Genomic DNA, 21,481 nt, shown 5'->3' on the forward strand with positions numbered 1-21,481 from the left:
AACCCCGTAATTCCGATATTATGTCAATGCCCAGCGTATCGCAGCAGACACCAAAGGTCCCCAGTTCGACCAAAGCCACCTATCGCAATCCTTGGGCATGGGTTTCCACGCTCTACCTCGCAGAAGGTCTCCCGTACGTGGTGGTGATGATCGTCGCGGTCATTATCTACAAGGGCATGGGCATTTCGAATACAGACATCGCTCTCTATACAAGCTGGCTTTATCTGCCGTGGGTCATCAAACCTCTCTGGAGTCCCATCGTGGATATCCTGAAAACCCGACGGCTCTGGATTTGGATCATGCAAATCATTATTGGAGGCGCGCTCGCCGGCGTTGCGCTATCCATTCCATCTCCCAACTTTTTTAAATACACCCTGGCTTTTTTCTGGATTCTCGCCTTCAGCTCGGCAACGCAGGACATCGCAACGGATGGCTTCTACATGTTGGCAACTACTGAGAAGGAACAAGCCTTTTTCGTCGGCATCCGCAGCACATTCTACCGCATATCCACTATTTTCGGTCAGGGACTTCTCGTTATCCTCGCTGGTTACATTCAGAACAATACCGGTCTTCCAAAGGTTAATTTGCACGTGAATGCCAGGCCCGGGGTCGCCTTGATTCAATCCTTGGATCAACAACCAATCACCACTGCTCCTCTGGAAGGACAGTTGCGCATTCTCGCCCAACCTGAAGTGGTCGAGGTGAGTCCCGAAGTTCGTTCAAAAAAGGAGATACAGTCACTGATTGCCTTGGCCAAAAGCAACAATGTCCAAAATGGCTTTTATCAGCTTGAAAAGAAAGCCGAGGACAACCCTTCCTGGTGGAGCACCTATGTTAGCAAACCCATTGGCGCCCTATTCTCAACCTTGATCTCAAACCCTTTGGAAGCCTTCCTCAAATCGCATTTCGCACCAGAACCCAAATCCAAGAGCGATACTTCAGGAAACATTGGCTTGGTTTCAATTCATCTCTCCAAACCCCCGGGTAAAGATGTCGTGGTAAGCCTCGGTTCCAGAGTGAGCATGGGCTTGGGTGCCAGTGATGATAAGAGCTTTTCCGTGGCCGAAGGCACGCGACTCGTCTTCAACGATCAAAACTGGAATCAGCCTGCGCTGGGTGTAATTCAACTCGATCCAAAGTTAAAAACATCGGCTTCCACCACCATGCAGGTCTCCTCAGGCAACATCCCTCTCTCCTGGGTCATCACGATGTTTATTTTGTCCGCAATGTTCCTCTTTTTTGGAATCTACCATCGATTTATTCTGCCCTGGCCGGCGACTGACCAGCCTAGAACTGCAGATTCCTTGAAAAAGTTTATGAAGGAGTTTTTCCACACCTTCGGCACTTTCTTCAAAAAGGATAAAATTGGATTCCTGATTCTCTTCATGATCTTCTATCGCTTCGCTGAAGCGCAGTTGGTCAAGATGGTCGCTCCCTTCCTGCTCGATGCCCGTGAGGTCGGCGGCCTGGGGTTGACCACTGCCCAATTTGGGCTCGCCTACGGAACCATCGGAATTGCCGCACTTACGATTGGCGGTCTTTGTGGTGGAGTGGTGGCGGCGAAAAAAGGCCTGAAGTTCTGGATCTGGTGGATGGTGCTCGCAATTCATCTGCCGGATGCGGTCTTCGTTTATCTTTCATACGCCATGCCGGACAACTTCTGGATCATCAACCTTTGCATCGCCATTGAGCAATTCGGTTACGGTTTTGGATTCACTGCCTACATGCTTTACTTGATCTATATCGCCCGCGGCCAGCATTCAACCGCGCATTACGCCATCTGCACCGGGTTCATGGCACTGGGCATGATGATTCCAGGTATGTTCAGCGGCTGGCTGCAGGACATCATCGGCTATCAACATTTTTTCATCTGGGTCCTGCTGGCCACGATTCCAGGCTTCCTGATCATAAAATTTATTCCGCTCGATGCCGAATTTGGGAAGAAAACTTCCTAGCAACGTGCACTTGAATGGTTCCGGTTGGCTCTGCTTTTTGAATTTGCAGGCGTGGGAGTAAGCTCAGCTCTTTTTGACGAACAAAGCCAAAGAAGCGGTATAGCCGTGGAGGAAATTCCTTTCTCCTACCGGACCAATTTCTCCGTTGCAGAAGAATCCGGACATCCCAACGGGTCCCAGCATTTCCTGAATCATCTTTGCATCGTGGTCTGGCTCTCCAAACAATCCCTGACCGCGGCCATTGCAACTGCACAGGCAACCGCCATAGACCGTGGCGCCTGCCAGCTGCTTCCTGGCCCGCGCCAACAGAGCTTTCATGTCTTCTGTAGCCGCTGCTGCATCACGTCTTTGGAATTGGATGGTTTGCCCCAGACGCGGCAACGCTCCCACGGCAATGATACCGGATTGGGGATCAACACCGATGAGGTTGCGCACCAGGAAATCGCCACGATGATATTCTTCCAGATATTCATTCATGACCAACCCGATGAATAGATTTCCCCGCGAAGCTTGCTGCTCGTCTTGCGTGAGCGTGCCGAAAGTTTCAGCGAGAACTTCAAATGCGGGACGATTTCCAATTTCCTGAATCAAATTCTTCTCGACCTTCGTCAACGTCCAGGTATCGCCAATCGGTGTGCATCCCTGTGAAATGACTCCGACCAGTTTCACGTCTCCGCCAATGGAAATGGCCACTCCACCCTCTTCATACACTTCCCCATTCAAATAAAGCTGGGTTTGCTGTGTGGTCTGTTCGCCACTGGCAAGTCCTCCAAGAATCGGCGCTGGCGCGTAAGCCTCGTTCCAACTGCCGAGCCAGGCTTCACAATCCATGTTGAAAGGATCAGCAAAGGCCAGCCAACCGTTGGTCTGCTCAGGAGTAACGCCGGTTTTGTGCTGCCAGTAAGCACGACCGCTGCCTTGCTCCAGATCCGCCTGAGTAAATCGGAACGCCTTCAATTCAGCACCCGGAAGCGAGTAGAGCGCCACCACCAGTCCGCCATCATCTTCGAACTCGTGAACACCCGTGATCAGGCTGTTGCTGGAGCAACCCGCCAGCAACGGTATCTGGCCGTCGACTCGTAGAATTTCCAGAATCTGCTCCGCTTGAGGAAACATTTTCGGTGACATGAAAACCAGTCCCAGCGAAACCTTGGGGGCGTGCAATTCGGCACGCAATTTCCGCGCCCAGGCCTGAAAGGCGGCCTCCTCAAACTCCCCTCGCCAGTGTGCGGTCACGGCAAATTCACTTTGCATAAAGGCAAGTTAACGGGGCCGTGCCGGATTGCAAACCCAACCAGCACCTAAATTTCAGGGCTCGCCACGCCGCAGAAACCTGCTCCGCAACCGATTGCAAAGCTTCAGAAGCAGCTCTACTCATTTTCCGCATCCCATGGCTGGGATGAGCGGGCTTCGCACAACTCTCAGTCTTAAGCAATTTGAGGCGTATGCTTGAATTTGCGTGGGCGTCCGAAGGGCACCCACTCAACCACGTACAAATCGCCATGGGAATCCACCGTCAGTGCATGCGGTGCGGCAAACATGGATGGATTCTTGCTGTTGTCCGGCTTGTCCTTTCCATCCCCTAGATGTGCCACCAACTTATCGTTCGCATCCAGAATGGTGACACGACTCGCCAGATCAGGAATAAAAAGTTTATCTTTGTGCTGATAGAAACAACACGGGTTACGCACATCACCCGTTAGCGTCCTCTTATATTCGAGTTCCGGTGAGAAAACCTCGATGCGATCATTATGACGGTCGGCAATATAAACTTCCTGATCCCCCTTCAAGGTATTAATCCAAACTCCATGACAGGTGTTGAACTGTCCATGTTCCTTGCCACGGGTCCCAAAGGTCTTGATGTGCTTAAAATTCTTATCAAACCGACTGACACGCTGGCTGCCGTATCCATCTACGACGTAAATGTCCCCATTGGCCGCTACAGCCACGTCGGTCGGATTGGTCCAATCAAATTTTTGTGAAGTGCTGTCTTCCTTCTCCACATTTCCGATCTGATAAAGGATTTTCCCTTTCAGATCTGTCTTGTAAACACGCTTGCCCTTTTTGGGACCCTCTTTATTGGTGCTGACATTCTCAGTCCAATAAATGAATTCATCGTCGCCCTCTTTATTCCAATACAGGCAGTGTGCAGTGTCGGCCACTTCTGCCGTGGTATACCCGACCTTCTGGGCAAAATCATTGCTCCAGGTCTCCAGCAACTTTCCGTCCGGATCAAAGATGGCAACGCAAGGGTTTGCAGAACGGGAGGTGACGAAAATGCGGTCCTTGGAATCCACAATAATCCCACACCCATGACCATACTTCATTCCAGCGGGAAGCTTGCCCCAATCCTCGACCAGTTCATACGTATGATATCCACTACCAATGCGGACAGGTTCTTTTTTTTCTTCTGCAAAACCTGAGCCCGGCAGAGCCAGACCGGCAGTTGCAGTCGCTGCCATTTTGACAAAATCACGACGGGTAAGACGATGGGGAAAAAGGTATTCGTTGCCTTTCATGCTTGTCCTTTCGTTGGGGGTTCGCAGCGAAGCTATCCGAAAATGGCAACGTATGTCGAGTGAAAAATAGTTGCAATGTCAAGTGCAATAAAAAACGGCGCAAGCACTGGAGCTTGCGCCGGCACAAATCAACAGAACCAAATTTTACTTGAGAACGGCTTCGTGGAATTCCTTCCAGTCATCCAGATTATTCAAGTTTACTGCATCTTTGGAGGCGGAAGCATCATCCGAAAGACCATTCGCATGGAGAATGCACTTGCGCGTATCATCATCATGATGGTAGCCGCGGATGGCTGCATTTAGATTCTCAATGGAAGCCTTGTCGAGCTTGGTGGCATTCTGCTTCACCCAGGCCTCAAACTGAGGATACGTTGGCTTGCTCGTCTTGATAAACTTCAACACGGCATCACGATTCAAACCGATGCCGTCGATAACCATCTGGTCATAACCTTTGCCAGCGCCAGGATAGCCCGGAGCCAGTTTACCACAGGCTTCGAGGGAGGCTTTGAGCCACAAACGCGGCAGATGAAGGACACCCAATGGACCGGCAACGCCTGAACTAATAAGAGGTACAATAGTATTCATAGTTTGTGCAATTGAGTAATGAGGGCTTAGGCATGAGAGATTAAGGACAACCATCCGATTCGGTCAACGCGAATTTATTCAGCTACATCCTAAAACAATGACCCTCTGTGGGTGGGAGTAAATGTTCATGCTTCCTCCTCGCAAAAATCCGACCAACGTCTGCCCGCTCTCCCGCGCAAACTCCACCGCCAGGCTGGACGGCGCTGACACCGCGCAAACAATCGGAATCCTTGCAGCAAGCGCTTTCTGCATGATCTCAAAGGAAGCCCTTCCGCTCACCAACAACACATGGTTGCTCAGGGATATCTGTTTCAGAAAACAATGACCCAACACTTTATCCACCGCATTGTGCCGGCCCACATCTTCTCTCATGACGAGCAAGTTTCCTTGCACATCAAAGATTCCCGCTCCATGCAGACCACCGGTTTTGGAGAACGTCTCCTGTGCCGAACGCAAACAATCCGGCAACTGCAAAATCATTTCGGGCGCAATCGTCACGTTGGAATCAACGGGAGTGAAATGCTGATGCACCGATTCGATCGAGGCTTTGCCGCACAGCCCGCAACTGGACGAAGCAAATACATGCCGGGTTAATTCTTCAAAGTTCACCGCAACATCAGGCGCAAGAAAGACATTCACTGTATTCTGATAATTGGCAGCCTCACCTTGTTGACAGTACGCCACCTCCACTACATCGCTTCTTCTTTTAATGATGCCTTCGGTCAAAAGAAATCCAACCGCCAACTCCTCATCCTGCCCGGGAGTCCTCATTGTGATCGCCACGCTCTTGCCGCGCACACGAATCTCCAGCGGTTCTTCGGTGACAAGCTGATCATCCTCCTCCAGCAATTTCCCACCAACCCGCCAGCGTAGCACTTTCGCGGGAGTGATTTCTGAACCACCTGTTTGTTGTTTTTGTTCGTTCGTCACAGGCTGTCAACATTCAGAGTGGATGACGCTCGTTTGGGCAATCAAATGATCTGGACGCACTAAACCTTCTCCACGCGCACCCAGGCATTGTAATCCGGAACCATCCCGGCAGGATCTACCATGCCACGCTGAACAATTACATTCCCCTCAGGCCAGTGAATCTGCAGATTCCCGCGCGCAATCGGAGCCAGAAATACAAGTCCTTCGTAATGCCCAAGTTCATTTTTTAGCAACACCCGATCTTCATGGACTAGGTGCAACTCCGCAGCATCGTCCGGATTCATCAGAACGGCATCGCGCGGCGCCTGGTTCAACGGATCGATCTCCGCATAAATCAATGTGTTAAACTGCTTGCCACGACGCGTGCTGACCTTGAACTCGCCCTGTTTTCGATTCAAATCCGGAAGCGGTACCGGGCAGAAGTGTGCTTTGCCATCAGGGGTGTTGAATTTCCAGTCGGCGCAAAGGTGCGGACCGCCGTATTGGAAAGCCTCACCTGTTTTATTTAACTTTTGAAAACCATCGTAAAAGGGAACCACACGCGCGATCTCCTCACGCATTTTCCAGCCGGTTTCACATCCCAGCAAATGAGCTTTCTCGGGATAGGCTGCGGCAGCCAGCTCGCGTAAAATCTTCCACTCAGCTTTTGCTTCGCCCACTTGGCGTGGAATTTCCGGCGTAAAGGCGATGCGGCGCTCGGTGATCGTCTCCGTCCCGCCGTCATCTTGTTCGTAACGAGTTTTGGCTGGCAACAGAATCACCTCTTCCTTTGCCTCAATGAACATCTGGTCGGTAAGAATGATATCCTGATGCACCCGCATCGGCACGTTGGCCAGAGCCTGCTGAACATACTTTGGATCTGGCAGCGTGCGCAGGAAATTGCCACCCAAACAGTAGAGCACATCCATCTCTCCACGGGCGCAAGCCTCCACCATCTCAGTAGTCGTCAACCCAACCCACTCAGGAATCTTGAAACCATACTCTGCCGAGAGCTTTTGAGCATTTTCCGCATTGACCGGCTTGCCGCCGGGAAGTGCCGTCGCGTAAGCACCCATCTCCGCACCGCCCTGCACGGAAGAGTGTCCCCGAATAGGCATAAGCCCACATTTGTCCCGCCCCACATAGCCCTTTACCAAGCCGAGATTTAGCACCATTTGAACCGCATTGGCGCCAAAGACATGCTGCGTAATGCCCATGCTCCAAACCAGCACCGCATTCTTCGCCTGATGAATCAACTCCGCGAACTCCTCCATGCTGGCGCGACCCATTCCGGATTGCTTCTCCAACACCGCCCAATCCATCTGCTCGGTTTGCTTCCTGAGCTCCTCAAAGCCAACCGCATAATTCTTTACAAAGTTTTCATCCTCCCAACCGTTCGCGAAAATGACCTTCAACACACCATAAATAAAGGCAATGTCGCCTCCTTGCGATACCGGAAACCAATAATCCGCTATGTCAGTTCCAAACAGAGCGCTACTCATCGTGGACGGCACCCAATAACGTTTCATCCCCGGCTCCAAATAGGGATTCACCATTATTACCTTCGTCCCGAGCTGTTTGGCTTCGTGCAAATACTTCGTGGTCACCGGTTGGTCATTGGCCGGATTGGCGCCAAAGAAAATAATCAGATCCGTACCATACCAATCCTTATAGCTACATGTGGTGGCCGCCACACCTACTGCAGCTTTCATGGCTGCGGTTGATGGTGCATGACATAGTCGCGCGGCGTTATCGACATTATTTGTGCCGAGAAAGCGTGCGACCTTCTGCGCCATATAATAAATCTCATTGGTCACCCCACGCGAAGTCACGAACATCGCCCAGCGTTTCGGATCTGTCGCCCGCAGCTTTTTGCCAATCCGCGCATAGGCTTCATCCCACGAAATCCGTCGAAAACCTTTGGCTGATTTCCCTCGCAGCATTGGGTAAGGCAGGCGTCCCAATTCACGCAGTTGCGCATTGTCCAGCTTGCTGAGATTGGCGACATCCTCCAAAATTTTAACATCCAACGCCGGCATGGTGTTCAGGCGCAGCAAATTTAACCTCGTCATGCACAGGTGAACCCCCTTGATGGTCCAATCATGAAAGCCCGCCACTCCCAGCGCACAACCATCGCAAACTCCCCGGCTCAATACTTTGTACGCGTAGCCAAGGTTATCCCGATTCTTCCAAATCACCTGCCCCATGTCGCGAAAGTGTTTGGGCTTGGCCTGCCCCAGTCCGAAGGGAACGGCTGACTTCAGCCTATCCTTCCAATTTTTCTGGAGCTTATGCGAGGTCATGACTTCTCAATCATTCACTTTTGGCTTCCATTTTTTAATGGCTCGACGCCAACACTTTTCTATTTCACTACGTAGTATAATAGCATCCTCCCAACTATTGGGTAGAGAATGCAAATTGTATCCCAGCCAAAGCGGCCCCATTTCAGGCACGACAATCATTTCACGCCCCGGATTCGCCGTCTCCAGCCAGGTTTCCATCACTTTCTCGACAAATGGCAGATAATCCAAAACTTCGGGTGTTAGTTTTCCGCGCCCATTCGTCACCGGCACTTGGCAGTGATGGCCATTGAACGGACGGAAATGAAACTGCTGGGCACGCTGAATCAAATCAGGTCGCCTATTCAGACGTTCCCAATAGGGTGGCAACAGATGCTTCACAATCGCCAGGTGCGAATGATCCCATGTCATCGGGAGAAGTTGACCGGTTGCTTTCTCGTATCCCTCAGCCAATGCATAAGTCTTTTCAGGTGTTTCAGTGCAGGTGTCCCGATGGACCTCGATGGCAGGCTCCACTCCCAATCTCCGCCCCTCTGCCATCAACTTCTTCGCCAACTGCACCGCCACCTTGGCCAGTGTATCGTGGTCAGCTAATTGAACATTAATATGATGCGCTCCGGCATCCTTGTTCTGTTTTAGCAGTTTGCCAAATTCTTCCGGATTACCCGACGCAAAATATCCGACCCGCATCAAGTCATACTTATCGCCGAGTTTCTTGTGTTCTGGGGTAAGCAAACTGGTGAACCCATCGAAACCGGCTTCCTTTACTGCTTTAAGTTTTCGCTCCAAAGACCATTCCCGCTTTTTGGAAGGATACCAGACGAGCGTCCAAAGATTAATGATATGACGGAGAACAGGAGGAATCGGCTTCATGATTGATCGAGGCCAACAGCGGTTGGCTGTCGCGGAAAGCAAGCGGTTAGTGAACCCAACCGCCTGCTGGCAAAAATTACTTGTGCAGATGACGTCCCTTGAACGTCAGTTCGGCGATGCCCGACTTGTCGAGTTCGCCCAAACCTTCGGAGACCATCTTGTCGTATTGTTTCTTGGTGGCGGTGGCGAGCGGCAGGTTCAAACCCTGACCTTTTGCCAACTTGAGTGCAATGCCGGAATCCTTGGCTGCATGCGCCGCGGAGAAGAAGCAGCTATGATCGCGATTCTGCATATCTTCACCATCCGTTTGCAACACACGGGAATTGGCGCCTGTTTGCGAGAAGACTTCGCGCAGCATCGCCAAATCCAACCCCAGCGCCGCACCAAGACCGAGTCCTTCCGCCAATCCTGCGGTATTGATGTTCATGATCATATTGACAAGCGCCTTTACCTGGGCAGCCTGACCAGCACCGCCAACGTAACGAAGGGAGGCGCTGAGCTTTTCCAGAACCGGCTTGGCGCGGTCGAAGACTTCCGGTTTGCCACCGCACATGAGATAGAGGCTGCCCTCGCGTGCCTGGGTGATGCTCGAAGCCATGCAGGCTTCAAGCGCCTGTGATCCAGCTTTTTCAGCCTTTTCCTCGACCTTCACATGGATCTCTGGCGAGACTGTTGCGCAATTAATAAACAGCTTGCCTTTCGACCTGCTCAGCAATCCACCGCCAAAAATCTTTTTCATCGCAGCATCATCCGTCACTACCGTGATGATGATATCGGAAAGCTTGGTGACCTGTTTGAGCTCGGTTGGGGATTCACAACCCAATTCCTGCGCCAACGCCTGGGCCGCGGCGGTATTCACGTCATACACCGCAGAAACTGTGTAACCTTGCTCCTTTAGGCGACGAGCCATATTGCTTCCCATCCGTCCGACACCTACGAATCCAATTCTCTCTGACATAATTTATTCCGGGTTGTTGGTTTCAGTGTTCATCCACGGCGTATCCCTTCGTGGAACACGCCCGCAGTTGGAAATACCTGTTTAAAATAATCAATCGGCCAGCCTAAAGCACGACATTTTCACGATCACTTTGCACCCTTGACCAGAACCGGAATCGAATAGAGTGAACTCCTTGCGGTAATGAAAAGGGTCTTTCCATCCCTTCCGCCAAAACACAAATTGGCCGGCGATTCCGGAACCAAAATCTTCCCGATCAATTCGCCTTGCGGATTAAAGATCTGCACTCCATCCCCGGCGCTGGAGAAAATGTTTCCCTTCGCATCACAACGAATGCCATCCGGCACTCCTTTGTCGATGACACAAAAAACCCGACCACCACTTAACGTGCCATCCTTCTGCACATCATAGACGCGGATCAAACGCGGCTTGCCGGAATCCGCTACAAAAAGCTTTTTTTCGTCCGGTGAAAAACAGAGGCCATTCGGATGGTCACAATCCTTTGCCACAATCGAAATATTCTTCGTCTTCGGATCAAAGCGATAGACATACATCCCGTCCACTTCCTTCGGCTTGCTGCCCAAGCCATAATCCGGGTCCGAGAACCATACCGTGCCGTCCGATTTCACCACCACGTCGTTCGGTGAGTTGAACCTTTTCCCCTCGTATTGATCCACGAGCGTTTCGATCCTGCCATCCTTCTCTGTGATCGCCACCCGTCTTCCCAGATGTTCACAGGAGAGCAATTTTCCTTTCCGATCAACACAGTTACCGTTGGCGCCATGACTGTTCGTGCGAAATGTGGCGAGCCCATTTTTGGCACTCCATTGCTTGAGCTCTTCAGCAGGAATGTCACTAAACACCAGATATCCACCATCACGCGAAACCCACACCGGTCCTTCCACAAACTTCATTCCGCCAGCGAGCTTTTTCAGCTCGGCGTTGGTGGACACCAGCTTGGAGAATTGATCCGCGATTTTAATGTCAAAATCAGCAGCGTGGACAAGAGCCAGATTCAAAAGCAATCCCAAGCCGGCTAATAATAGTCTTTTCATGCACAGTACAACCGCGTGGTTCAATTCTGGTTAGCCATGGAACAACCTGGCTTCGCAATAAACCCCAAGCCAGGAGCTCACCATCTAACTCAGGCTTGGACGGCTAAAAACGTGTCCTTATTCGGCAACTCGCCCGTCATTGGCATCTTGTAGCAATGCTGATCCGGCTCGATCAGTCCTTTGGATTTATCCAACTTCATGAAACTGCGAGCGTGTTGGGGCGACTCGTTCCAGTGCAGAAGCTCTAAATGCTGATGTTCGTGCGGTTGGCAATAAAGCACGTGATCAAACTCCGCTTTCGCATGCACCTTACCGTCGTGGATGTGTACTGTTGGAAAGAATAGTTTATCCGTATTCCGCCGAGGGAAGGAAAAAGCCATCGGATGAATCGGTCCGGCTCCCTTCTTCAATTTGAACACAGCAAATCCATAATGAGCATACCCCGGCAACTTGTTCCATGTACCGGCGGGAAGTCGAAACCGGGCGTCCAACCGCGCGAAGTCCTTCACCGTGGGAACGAAAGAGGCTTCGAAGTTTCCCACCCTTACCACTTCAAGACTTGCGGGTGCTGGAACCGGTGCAGTGTTAATCCCATCAGTAAGGCCTCTCGTGGCTGGCATAGGAAATCCCAATTCCATATCCTCAAAGAAATTCGGATACTCCTTCAGGCTAATAAAATGGACCGCCTTCTCCCCGGCACCCTTCTTGACCGGCAACGGCAAAATCATTGCTAGATCCCGATTCGCCGCGATCGACATGCTGTAAATCACGAACTGATTCTCACCCTCCCCCGTGCGGGCAAATATTTTGGTGGCACTCACCGATTGAACAGGCTGTGAAAAGCAACACATAGACTCTCCTTTTTTAGTTTATACTGCAGTAAAACAGGCGAGTCGTGGACACACTCCACGACTCGCACTCATTTGCAAATCTCAAACCTGCCCTCAGCAGTCTAAACTACTTCTGCCAGGGCGCCACAGTCTCACCGGCCCAAATCTCTTCCACCGGCTGACGTTCGCGAACCAGCGCGGATTTGTTCCCGTTGACCAGAACCTCAGCCGCCATGGAACGGGTATTATAATTCGACGCCATCACAAAACCGTATGCGCCGGCACTCAGAAGGGCGAGATGATCCCCCTCACCCAGCTTGGGCAACGGCCGGTCCTTGGCAAAGAAGTCGCCCGACTCACATATCGGGCCAACCACATCGGAGCTGATCAACTGCCCATTTTTGCGGGTCAATGGCACGATTTCATGATACGCATCGTAGAAGGCCGGCCGAATGAGATCATTCATTGCGGCATCCACGATCAGGAAGTTCTTCTTGCCCGTGCGTTTCACATACTCAATGCGTGTCACCAAAATGCCCGCATTGCCGGAAATGAAACGGCCCGGCTCCATCAAAATGCGCAATCCCAATGGCTTCAACAAAGGCACCAACCGGGTCGCATAAAGTGTCGGGGTCAAAATCTTCTTCCCCTTGGTCGTGCGCCACCATTCAGGGTTCGAGCTTTCCAGGGCTGGATCATAAACAATTCCCAACCCGCCGCCGATGCTGAAGAATTCCAGCCCATGCTTCTTCTTCAATCGCTCCACCAATGGCGACACCTTCTTAACCGCCTGCTCAAATGGCTCCACCGAAGTGAGCTGGGAGCCGATGTGCATCTGGAGACCGCGCAGCTTGATATTCTTCAACTTCGAAGCCCGCGCATAAACCCCTTCAATGTTCTCAATCGCAATTCCGAACTTATTGTCGTAAGTGCCCGTGGTAATCTTGGCATGAGTATGCGCATCGACGTTCGGGTTCACACGCACAGCGATGGGCGCGATCTTTTTTAGGCGGCCAGCAATGCGGTTGATACGCTGCAGTTCAGGCTCGCTCTCCACGTTAAAGGAGTAAACCCCTTTCTTGAGTGCGAACTCAATTTCGCTTTCCGTCTTTCCAACGCCGGCAAAAACGCATTTGCGCGGATCAGCACCCGCCGCGATGGCGCGCTGCAACTCACCGCTGCTGACAATATCAAATCCCCCGCCCAGATCAGCCAGGGTACGCAGAACCGCCTGGTTTGAATTGGATTTCAAGGCGAAGCAAATCAAATGATCCACCGGAGCCAAAGCCTGGTCCAACTTCTGAAAATGCTCCGTCAAGGTGCGTTGTGAGTAAATGTAAAGCGGCGAACCGTATTTCTTTACCAGCGATTCCACTGATACATTCTCACAGTAAAATTTATTACCAACGTAACGAAAATAATGCATGGGACGAGAGTTTAAGGTGCAACAACCAAAGTTCAAGAGCCGAACAAAACTGCTGGGAACAAAAAAACCGCCAGGCAATCACCTGGCGGTCAAAGAACAAAAATATCAAGGCATGGCGATAATTTTGGCCCGTTGGGCATGATATTCATTGGGCGTAATCTGATCGGCCATGTACAACCTCAAAAGCTCAGCCAGTTTCGCGTCTTTCGTGTTCGCCACAACAACGCCAGCGGTTGAGGCCGGCGATGAGCCGACATCCATAAATTCGTACTTGTTGGATTTTGGCGCAGGATTGACTGCGACTGCGGGTGTTTCAGCCTGTCCTCCCACCTTTGGAGCGGGTGTTGCCGCCACATTCTGGCTCCTCAATTCCTGCATCTTCCGATGCAACGCCTCACGTGCTTTGCTTTCGGAGCTCGCATCAAGCTGGGAGATCGGCACTATCACCTCTTCAGTCGCGGCGGCCACGGGAGCCGGAGTCTCAGACTTGGCAGGCTTCTTCGCAGCAGTCTTCTTCTTCACCGGCGCTTCCTGGGGCACAACCTGCGCAGGCGCTTCCGCTGGGGCTGCTGGTGCGGGAGTGACCGCACTCGGAGCGGATTGCTGAACCGGAGTTTCAGCAAGCTTCTGGCGCAAAGCCTCACGTGCCTTGGCCTGTACATCAGTATCAGCACTTTGCGCATGAACCGAGCTCACGCCCAACGCCGCCATACAAATAATCAGCAATGACTTTGGGATCTGCATAAAATCTATTCTTAATCAAATTCTTTTGGATAAGCAATAGCTTTCCAAACATACCAACATCTAATTTGCAGCCGGGAAAAGCCTTTTCCAGGCTGGCGGCCACGGATAGGCCAGCACCGAACGCATCATCAGCTGCTTCACTTCGGCCCGGCTAATCTTGATCCGCTGCCGCGGATCCAGCACATTCTCCGTCTTCAACTTGGCTATCGTCTGCATTCCTATCAGTATCGGCCACGCGCACGCCAACCGCACACGCACGCATCCCTTCGGCAACATATTCGTATACGCCCATCCCGCCGCCAGATGCGACTCCGCCACTCCCAGGTACTCATTGTAAAGCTGGCGAAACTTCGTTTCATTCTTAGACTCCAACAAATCCCCGGGGTTCAATCCAATCTGCGCCAACCTCTCCGACGGCATATAACATCTCCCGTGGCTCAAATCCGCCGGCAAATCCCTCAAAATATTCACCAATTGCAATCCCTTCCCAAACCTCACCCCATTCTTCAACAGCAACTCTTCATCAATCGCCGCCTTCGGAAACAAATGCGCCCGGCACATCTTCGTCCAAAACTCCCCCACACATCCCGCCACGCGATAGGTATAATCATCCAGCTCCGCATCCACCCTCAACGCCACAATCCGTCCCTTCGACGCCCCGGCAAACCTCTGCAAATCCAACTCCTGTCCGCTCGTGATCGTATCCAAAACCATCCGCACACGCTTAACATCTTCCGCCTCAAAGTCTTCCAAAACTTTCAACGCCTCTTCACATCGCTCCAAAGCTGCCCGCTCTGCCGCCGATCCCTGCTTCACCGCAATCTCCTCAAACTTCAACCGCTCCTTGCTTGTCCCCAGAATTCGCCCCCTCAAATCACTTAAGGCCTTCAGTCGTTGCTCACTCGGCACAATCTCCGTATCGGCAATCGTATCCGTCATCCGCGCCAGCAAGTACGCCAACCCGATTTGCGGGCGTATGGAACCAGGCAAAAGACGTAGCGTTTTATAAAAAGTTCGCGACACATCCCGCAACAAGGAGGTTAACAATTCAGCTGAATGTTCGTTGGTGGCCAAATGTTACCCCTTCAAAATTTTCTTCCACCGCCCCAACTGCCTCGCCACTTCCTTCGTCCCCGGCGCGCCAATCAAATTCCGCTGCGCCATCGCCTTCTTCAAATCAAACACCCCCAGCGCATCATTCCCAAACGTCTTGTCCAAGGCCTTCAACTGCTCCAGCGTCAATTGATTCAACGCCTTTCCTTCCTTCTCCGCCAAGGCCACAACCGCTCCCACGACATGATGCGCCTGCCGGAAAGGTATTCCCTTCCGCACCAGATAATCCGCCAAATCCGTCGCCAACAACGCCGGGTCACTCGCCGCCGCCGCGCAATTCTTCGTATTAACGCTCGTGTTCTCCAACATCGCCCCCATCAATCGCACGCACCCACGTATCGTCACCGCCGTATCGAACAACCGCTCCTTGTCCTCCTGCAAATCGCGATTATACGTCATCGGCAATCCCTTCAATAACGTCAGCAACGCCATCAAATTCCCCACCACGCGACCCGTCTTGCCCCGCGTCAATTCCGCCACGTCCGGATTCTTCTTCTGCGGCATCAGCGACGACCCTGTCGTATACGCATCCGCAATCTTGATGAAATTAAACTCCGAACTCGCCCACAAAATCACATCCTCCGCCAACCGCGACAAATGCACTGCCGCCAGCGCCGCCACACTGCAAAATTCAATCGCAAAATCCCGGTCGCTCACCCCGTCCATCGAATTCTGCGTCACCACCGGTTTCCCCTTCGCATCCACAAAGCCCAGTTGCTCCGCCACAAATTCCCGGTCCAACGGCAGCGTCGACCCCGCAATCGCCCCGCTTCCCAGCGGACACACATTCACCCGCTGAAACGCATCCGTCAGCCGTTGATGATCCCGCTCCACCATCTCAACATACGCCAACAAATGATGCGCGAAATACACCGGCTGGGCCCGTTGCAAATGCGTGTAACCCGGAATCACCACCTCCGCATTCTTATCTGCCAATCCAACCAGTGCCCCTTGCAACCCGCGCAACTCCCCCGCCAGCTCCACAATCTCATCCCGCAACCACAACCGCATATCCAGCGCCACCTGGTCATTCCGCGACCGCGCCGTATGCAGCTTCGCCCCTGTCGGCACCCGCTTCGTCAGCTCGGCCTCGATGTTCATGTGCACATCCTCCAGCTCCGGCTTCCACTCGAACTTCCCGTCGTGAATCTCCTGCCCGATCTCCTCCAAACTCTTCGTGATCGCCTGCAGCTCCGCCTTCGTCAGCACCCCGATCTTCTGCAACATCGTCGCGTGCGCAATCGATCCCATGATGTCATGACGCCACAAACGCCAATCGAACGAAATCGATTCCGTAAACTCCGCCACGTCCGCACCCGGACCACTGGCAAACCTGCCACTCCGCGAAACTGGAGAACTTTTTTTCATGCTCATTAATTAATCCGCAAAATCTGCGTCCAACCCCTCCAAAAGTCACGCGGGAAACGTTTGCCGCTTTCCTAATCCTGCTCATAATCGCGATCCTAATCTGCCTCGTTTGCCGTTGCCCCTGCGTCGCCCCATCCTCATCCTTCACTCCCATGTGTGTTCTATGTCCCTTTTTTCTCGCCATTTCTTCGCTTTGCGGCTTCGTGGTCCCAATTCGCGTTCTTTCGCGTAATTCGCGGACAAAAATTGAGGGCTGGCTACTAGGGATTCAACCCATGGCAACCGGAGGGCAATTATGATTCTTTAGGCGAACAAGGCGGTAGCGCTGAAGAATGCGTTTATGATTTTGGCAACCCATCCAGGACCTCCATGCTCAGAAGCCGGATCGGACTTGTCCACCGCCCAACCACGTCGCCGCCAACTCCCGGAGCGTTCAGACTGGCAACGGCACCCAAGCCCTTAACCATTATGCTCCGGCCACCTCCCCCCCAAACGCATTTGGATGCCGCCGCCCGGCAGTCAGGACAATTCATACTCGCGATTGCCGCCACCTTCACTGCGGAACCGCTTGAGGAAACCTTCCAATTCTGGATGCACGAGTTGGAACTGGCTGGGGAGGTTCGTTTCGCGCCGTACAATCAAGTCTTTCAACAACTACTCGATCCCGCCAGCCTGCTCGCAACCAATCAGTGCGGACTCAATATCCTGTTGCTCCGTTGGGAAGATCTGGGCAACTCCTCCGCCGGCCATGAGCGCGAACGGGCCGCGCGCGAATTGTTGCTGATTTTAAAGACCGCCATTTCTCGTGGCACCGTTCCCTGGCTGGCTTGCCTGTGTCCAGCATCAAACTCAGCCCTGGCCAACCCTTCCCTCGCAGAAACAATAATTTCTCTGGATAAACTTTTTACCGCCGAACTCGTCGGCTTGAAAAACATTCACCTCGTCACACCGGCGGACCTGCTCAACCTTTATCCTGTGCCTCAATACGATGATCCGCAAGCCAGCCGTCTCGGCCAGCTGCCCTATACACCTGCCTGCTACTCCGCCCTCGCCACCCTCATCATCCGCAAAACGCACGCGCTGACCCGACGGCCAAAAAAGGTCATCGCCCTGGATTGTGACCAAACGCTCTGGGGCGGAATCTGCGGTGAAGATGGCCCTCTGGGCGTGGAATTGACTCCCTCCCATCTGGCTCTGCAAAAATTTATGCGGGCGCAACATGACGCGGGAATGCTCCTTTGCCTCTGTAGCAAAAACAATGATGCCGAGGTCGCCGAAGTCTTCCGCTCCCGCCCCGAAATGCAGTTGCGACCGGAACACTTCGCCGCCCGGCGCGTCAACTGGCAAGCCAAGTCCGCGAACCTTCATTCACTCGCCCACGAATTGAACCTCGGGCTCGATAGCTTCGTGCTGCTGGATGACAATCCGCTCGAATGCGCCGAAGTCGAGGCCCATTGTCCTGAAACTCTCGCTCTCCAACTCCCGGAAGACCTGGCCGAGTGGCCGCGATTCCTGCAACACATCTGGGCGCTCGACCATTGGAATGTCACCAGCGAAGACCGGGGGCGCAACGCCATGTACCAGCAAAACCGCCTCCGCGAACAATCCCAAGCCGCCGCTCCCACCTTGGCCGATTTTCTGGACGGCTTGAAACTTCAGATTCACATTGAACCCGCCCGACCGGAACAATTCTCACGCGTATCCCAATTGACGCACCGCACCAACCAGTTCAACTGCACTACCCAACGCCGCTCCGAAGAGGAAATTCTCAAGCTCCACCGGGAAAACCCCGCACACATTCTGACAGTGACCGTCCGTGACCGTTTCGGAGATTACGGCCTGACCGGCGTTATAACCTACCAAACTTCCCACGACACCCTCACCGTGGATACATTCCTGTTAAGCTGTCGCGTGCTCGGCAAAGGTGTGGAACACCGCATGTTGGCTTGTCTGGGACAAATCGCGCAAAAAATTGGCGTTCGCAATGTCGAAATCCCCTTCCTGCCCACCGCAAGAAATCAACCCGCCTTCGACTTCCTGAACCGCATCAGCGCCACCGCCTGCCATGGCATCGGCGACAACTCTCCCTTCCGTTTCCCCACGGACCTTGCCGCCGCGGTCGTCCATAACCCCGAAGTCCCGGAATCTCCGCGCACATCCGCTGCCCTACCGGCGCCTGCATCCACCGCAATCCTCATGGATGGTGATCCACCCGCGTTGCGACCAGCACGTTACCGGTGGATCATCCGTCACGCCCGTGACCCGGAACAAATCCTAAAACTTGTCGAAGCGCGGCATCCCGCGCCGATCCCCTCTCCTGCCAGCGCGCACATCCCGCCCGCAACCGAAACCCAACGTCAACTCTGCGACTTGTGGCAGCAAGTGCTCCGGTTGGAGCGCGTGAGCATCCGCGACGATTTTTTTGAACTCGGCGGCAACTCACAACTCGCCGTGCGGCTGTTGGCCCGCTGGGAAAAACTCACCGGTAAAAAGCTGCAATTCGTAACCATCTTTAAATCTCCCACCATCGAGCAACTCGCCCGGGTAGCCGACGAAACTTAAAACCTATTCCCTGTTTTACGCGAGCCAACGAGACTCTACTTTCCCTTTACAACCAGTCCTCCAGAGCCTTCCCACGAACGCGGCCACAATGCCGACCCAACCCCCGACCATCCTTAATCCCGTAGCAGACGAGGCAACGAGACTCATACTTCCCGACCACGATCAAAGAACGGACCAAGACCGCAAAACCACCCCTTGGTTCAGAATCCGAACGCGTCCACTTCCCTGTTCTTCTTCTGTCTACCGCGAATCTTCGCATAAATGTAATAAGCAATAACCAGCAGCCCCAAGCCAATGATTGCGTAATATGGATAGTCTTGCTTCCGCGATTCCCTGATAAACTCATGCAGTTCATTTGCATGCCTGGTTAGTATCGCCGCCTGCGGCGATCCCAGTGCTATTGCCCTCTCATACGCCGAAGCCGCTAGGTGACGATCCCCTTTCCGCATGCATAAAATCCCAAGCATCTGGAAACACGCCGGCTCCTTGGGATTGAGAGTCGCCATGTAAATAACCCCCTCCTGCAACTTGAGATCACCGCCAGATTCCATTTCTTTCGATAATCAGGAGGCGAGTCAAATTCAGTTAGAAGAACGAGGATAGAGCCCAGACCATAGGCACGTCCGCCTTTTTTGACCACCTCCGCATACTCCTTTTCCAGCTTCATCATTTCCTGGCCATCTTTGTTGGGCTCCTCAAACACCCCCATGCCCGCCTGTGGACGCGGAAGTACTGCCTCACTACTGTTGAAAAACGGCACCGTGAACTCATCCACATAAACATGCCTGGATTTATACGCGTCATCCCGCACCAAATATTGCAACAACGCCAGGTGATACTTCTCCAACCCAAAATGCGCATCCGGATTGATTTCCAAATCCCGCGCAATCTCCTTCTCCGCATCCGTATATCGGCCCATCAAATGATACGCCGTCCCCAGATTCGCATGAATCCCGTAATCATTCGCAAACCGGTTCGTCACCGATTCCAGCACCGACTCCTTCAACTCCCCCAGGTTCATGTGCGCCACCGCCAGATCATTCCACCACATCGGCTCGTTCTCACGACGGTTCGCCATCAACTTCTGAATCCGCTCCCGCATCACCTTCGGGTCCTCCGGCGCAGGCACTTCTCCCAAGACCACCTTCGCCAACTCCGGATGCCTCTTTTTTTCCTCGCTCAAGGTTGTCGAATCCCACTTGCAGGCTTGAACAATGGAAATGTCACCAGTCAGAATTGTGAGCAGGAGAATCAGCACCTTGGATTTCATAAATCGATTCTCATTATTCAAAAACTCTCAAGCAAAGTCAAAAGCACACCGGAAGACCTGCAGCTTGTCTCTGGTCATTGTTTGCTAATAATGCCCAATCGGCGCTTGCCCCTTCGGCTCCATCCCGATGGCTGCATGATTGGTCTGCCCCGGAACCAGCGTGACAGTTACTCTCCGGCGCTTACCTCCCCATGGTGACTAGTCACTGGCACGGTGAACTGAGGGTGATCCACGGTGAATTCCTTCACCGTTACCGGCAAATTTGGCAACACTGCCACACCCGCGCTGTCACTTACGCCTACAAAATCCGCCGGGGTCTTGAACCAGTCCTCGGACTTCTTCAACGGTTTCAAGGAAAACCATTCCGCACTATTGTAACAATCAGCGGCCAGGACCACTGCTGCCCATTCACCATAACGAACACTCGGCCAGGCGGACACCTGCGCATCCTTTAGTGGCTTACCTTGATCATCCGTTACCAGCACCTTCAACCGAACCGTCGGCTCCATGCCGATCGTGATGGTTAAGTCATTTGTCCCCAGCACATGCTTTTGTGGATAGCGCATTTGGAATTTTCCCGGCCCGTTTGTGCTGACGAATCCATCGCACAGCGCTACCATCTCCAAATCTCCCGACGGCAAAGATCCAATTTCAAAACTTCCATCCTCTCGCACCTCCGTCCACGCATGCCATTGCGGAGGCGAATTCTCGGCTTTATATCCAATCGGCCCGACATGTGCGATCACCCGCCCGTTCACCACCGGGCGCGGCACCAGTGCATCTAATTGCCCCCGCACCGTCACGCCGTGTTTCAGTTCCATTGTCGCCTCATTCGCCACCCCCGCGGCTATCACGATGTTCGTCACCTCACTGAACCAGGCCGAATTCCTGGCATCAAACTGCACCACGCGCACCGCTTGCGTTCCCTCCTCCAGACGATGTGTTAGGAGCACGCCCGGCTCCGGTCGCATCCAAAAGTTTGTCTCACGGCCCCCCTTGCGGGAAACTTGCGCAAAC

General features: G+C 53.0%; 17 protein-coding genes. 2 read left to right on the forward strand and 15 right to left on the reverse strand.

Translation table 11 applies throughout. From position 1 onward, the window contains the following. Positions 1-26 precede the first annotated feature (26 nt). Positions 27-1,955 carry an MFS transporter gene (locus tag CFLAV_RS26110; RefSeq protein WP_007417884.1) on the forward strand — a complete coding sequence of 643 codons (1,929 nt, stop codon included), beginning with the start codon at positions 27-29 and terminating at the stop codon, positions 1,953-1,955. Positions 1,956-2,018: 63 nt separating this feature from the next. Here CFLAV_RS26110 and CFLAV_RS33215 read toward each other — a convergent pair whose 3' ends face one another. The 13 genes from CFLAV_RS33215 to argH all read right to left on the reverse strand — a co-directional run bounded on the left by CFLAV_RS33215 (position 2,019) and on the right by argH (position 16,638). Next, positions 2,019-3,209 carry an FIST signal transduction protein gene (locus CFLAV_RS33215; RefSeq protein ID WP_007417885.1) on the reverse strand — a complete coding sequence of 397 codons (1,191 nt, stop codon included), beginning with the start codon at positions 3,207-3,209 and terminating at the stop codon, positions 2,019-2,021. Between the two features lie 173 nt (positions 3,210-3,382). Next, complete coding sequence (locus CFLAV_RS26120) at positions 3,383-4,474, reverse strand: twin-arginine translocation signal domain-containing protein (protein WP_007417886.1); 1,092 nt, start codon at positions 4,472-4,474, stop codon at positions 3,383-3,385. 144 nt (positions 4,475-4,618) lie between these two features. Further along, entirely contained in the window at positions 4,619-5,059 is a 441-nt protein-coding gene (locus tag CFLAV_RS26125) for a hypothetical protein (protein ID WP_007417887.1), read from the reverse strand. Between the two features lie 78 nt (positions 5,060-5,137). Beyond that, on the reverse strand, positions 5,138-5,989 hold the full coding sequence (fdhD, locus tag CFLAV_RS26130; protein WP_007417888.1) for a formate dehydrogenase accessory sulfurtransferase FdhD: 852 nt from the start codon (positions 5,987-5,989) through the stop codon (positions 5,138-5,140). A gap of 59 nt (positions 5,990-6,048) precedes the next feature. After that, entirely contained in the window at positions 6,049-8,271 is a 2,223-nt protein-coding gene (locus CFLAV_RS26135) for an FdhF/YdeP family oxidoreductase (RefSeq protein WP_007417889.1), read from the reverse strand. A gap of 6 nt (positions 8,272-8,277) precedes the next feature. Then, a complete protein-coding gene (locus tag CFLAV_RS26140; protein ID WP_007417890.1) occupies positions 8,278-9,141 on the reverse strand; it encodes a hypothetical protein in 864 nt (287 codons plus the stop codon). A gap of 76 nt (positions 9,142-9,217) precedes the next feature. After that, positions 9,218-10,099 (reverse strand): NAD(P)-dependent oxidoreductase, encoded by an 882-nt coding sequence (locus CFLAV_RS26145; protein WP_007417891.1) that lies wholly within the window; start codon positions 10,097-10,099, stop codon positions 9,218-9,220. Positions 10,100-10,224: 125 nt separating this feature from the next. Beyond that, a complete protein-coding gene (locus tag CFLAV_RS26150; protein WP_007417892.1) occupies positions 10,225-11,151 on the reverse strand; it encodes an SMP-30/gluconolactonase/LRE family protein in 927 nt (308 codons plus the stop codon). An 89-nt stretch (positions 11,152-11,240) separates the two neighbouring features. Continuing rightward, on the reverse strand, positions 11,241-11,972 hold the full coding sequence (locus tag CFLAV_RS26155) for a hypothetical protein (protein ID WP_150107601.1): 732 nt from the start codon (positions 11,970-11,972) through the stop codon (positions 11,241-11,243). A gap of 136 nt (positions 11,973-12,108) precedes the next feature. Beyond that, positions 12,109-13,407, reverse strand: coding sequence for a diaminopimelate decarboxylase (lysA, locus tag CFLAV_RS26160; protein ID WP_007417894.1), 1,299 nt, complete (start codon positions 13,405-13,407; stop codon positions 12,109-12,111). Positions 13,408-13,512: 105 nt separating this feature from the next. Further along, positions 13,513-14,151 (reverse strand): hypothetical protein, encoded by a 639-nt coding sequence (locus CFLAV_RS26165; protein WP_007417895.1) that lies wholly within the window; start codon positions 14,149-14,151, stop codon positions 13,513-13,515. Positions 14,152-14,211: 60 nt separating this feature from the next. Then, entirely contained in the window at positions 14,212-15,174 is a 963-nt protein-coding gene (locus CFLAV_RS26170) for a phytoene/squalene synthase family protein (protein ID WP_160164663.1), read from the reverse strand. 54 nt (positions 15,175-15,228) lie between these two features. Further along, positions 15,229-16,638: an argininosuccinate lyase gene (gene argH / locus CFLAV_RS26175; RefSeq protein ID WP_007417897.1), complete on the reverse strand. Its 1,410-nt coding sequence runs from the start codon at positions 16,636-16,638 to the stop codon at positions 15,229-15,231. 462 nt (positions 16,639-17,100) lie between these two features. Here argH and CFLAV_RS26180 point away from each other — a divergent pair, with 462 nt between their 5' ends. Further along, positions 17,101-19,194 carry an HAD-IIIC family phosphatase gene (locus CFLAV_RS26180; RefSeq protein WP_050785962.1) on the forward strand — a complete coding sequence of 698 codons (2,094 nt, stop codon included), beginning with the start codon at positions 17,101-17,103 and terminating at the stop codon, positions 19,192-19,194. Between the two features lie 424 nt (positions 19,195-19,618). Here the strand turns inward: CFLAV_RS26180 and CFLAV_RS26190 are convergent, their stop codons facing one another. Both CFLAV_RS26190 and CFLAV_RS26195 read right to left on the reverse strand, forming a co-directional pair. Further along, a complete protein-coding gene (locus CFLAV_RS26190) occupies positions 19,619-20,464 on the reverse strand; it encodes a tetratricopeptide repeat protein (protein ID WP_007417900.1) in 846 nt (281 codons plus the stop codon). A 167-nt stretch (positions 20,465-20,631) separates the two neighbouring features. After that, on the reverse strand, positions 20,632-21,481 hold an 850-nt coding region (locus CFLAV_RS26195), incomplete at its 5' end, for a hypothetical protein (protein ID WP_237712469.1).

Origin of the sequence: Pedosphaera parvula Ellin514 (genome assembly GCF_000172555.1) — a bacterium.
Taxonomy (GTDB): domain Bacteria; phylum Verrucomicrobiota; class Verrucomicrobiia; order Limisphaerales; family Pedosphaeraceae; genus Pedosphaera.